This window comes from Flavivirga jejuensis, from assembly GCF_030540765.1.
Taxonomy (GTDB): domain Bacteria; phylum Bacteroidota; class Bacteroidia; order Flavobacteriales; family Flavobacteriaceae; genus Flavivirga; species Flavivirga jejuensis.
The window spans coordinates 1-1582 of the sequence record NZ_JAUOEL010000029.1 but is presented as its reverse complement, the minus strand read 5'-3'; the positions used below and the strand labels follow the sequence as shown (position 1 = coordinate 1582).

Sequence of the window (1582 nt, the reverse complement as noted above, 5' to 3'; positions counted from 1 at the left end):
CTACCATTGACGTCTGTTTCAAGTATTTGATTTTTAGAGTTTTAAAAATCACACTTGAACAACCTTTAAACCTAGTTCTTTAGCCATTCTTGTAACAGAGCGTTGCTTGTTGACTAACATTATTTCTTCATATTTTTTTATTCCTTTTTCTACATATTCTAATCCATTTACAAATAATTTCCAATATAATTCTGCTAGTTTTCTTGCTATTGCTTTTATTGCTACTAAACCGCCTTTTTTAGCTCGTATTTTTCTTCCAAATGCGCCTAAGGCTATACGCTTGCTATTTAATATACTCACTGCCGCTTGTTTAAATATTAACCCTGCTTTGGGAGTGCCTTTGACTTTGTAATTACGATTTCGCTTTCCCGAATTATGTTGTTTTGGAGCGAGTCCTAACCAAGAAGTGAAATGTTTTTCTGTTTTCCATTTTTTTAAATCTGTCCCTGTTTCTGATAGCAATTGCATCCAGCTATAATCTGTGATTCCTGGTAAAACTGTCGCATCCCTTCCCTGGAATATATTTAATAAATATTGATCCATTCTATCTACATTTGGTTTATGGTGACGTATGACCTTTCTTTTTTTTGAAGTATTTTTAATAGGTTTTTGTGGATGCATTTTTTTTAAAACTTCCTCTAATTTTATATCACATTGTAATAGTTGTTCCCTATAAAAATCATAACCTTTTACTGCTTGTTCTAAACTAAAGAGAGCTGCTTCTATATAATGTCCTTTTAAGGATTTTATAACCAACTCTTTTTTTGTGTTTAATATTCTTGAATCACACAGGGAGGCTAGTTTTTCTGCGTCTCTTTCTCCTGATAGTATAGCTCGAATTACACGCATGCCACTAGCCCCATGGATTTGACTAATAACTTCTTTTAATCGTAAATTCATTAATATTAATGCTTTTTGCATATGATTGATATGCATGGAACTACTTCGGATATGATCTTCTCTAAGTCGTTGATAAGTTCGTAGTTCTTGAACTAGATTATCAGGAATAAAGCATCGATTTAATAAACCGTAACTATGTAACTGTTGTATCCATTGACAATCTTTTACATCTGTTTTTCGACCTGGAACTTGTTTGGTATTCCTTCCATCTACTAGCCAAACATCTAGGTTGTGAGATATTAAAATATCATATAGGATAACCCAATAAACACCTGTAGCTTCCATGGCAACTGTCTTTATTTTATGCTGTAACAAATAGTTACCCAATGATTCTAAATCTTCTGTGAAGGTACCAAATGTTTTTACTGGTTCACCCTCAATACTTACGAAGAGCTTCTTTGCTCCTATATCTATCCCTGCGGATTGTTTTCTTATTTTTTTCATTGGTTCTTTTTATAAACCAAATTGACTTCAAAAAATTAAAAGCTTGCTAGACTACCATACGGGCATCAATTATATTGAGCTCCAAATTCACTTTCTTCCTTTTTTGAAAATCATACTCTGAAACAGGTATGGAAACACTAATTCAATATCGATTATTTTACAATTTGGTTTGTTTCAGCAATGTTACGTCATTATATCCGCTTGATAATTTTTTTTATCTCAATTCTCTGAATGACAC

The 1582-nt window shown here is 32.4% G+C and carries 1 protein-coding gene; it reads right to left on the bottom strand.

Translation table 11 applies throughout. The features are described from left to right. Positions 1–48: 48 nt before the first annotated feature. On the bottom strand, positions 49–1344 hold the full coding sequence (locus tag Q4Q40_RS24005) for an IS110 family RNA-guided transposase (protein WP_303304594.1): 1296 nt from the start codon (positions 1342–1344) through the stop codon (positions 49–51). Positions 1345–1582: the final 238 nt, after the last annotated feature.

Coding starts and splice junctions, on each gene's coding strand:
- Q4Q40_RS24005 (WP_303304594.1), bottom strand. CDS start 1,344: ATGAAAAAAATAAGAAAACAATCCGCAGGGATAGATATAGGAGCAAAG.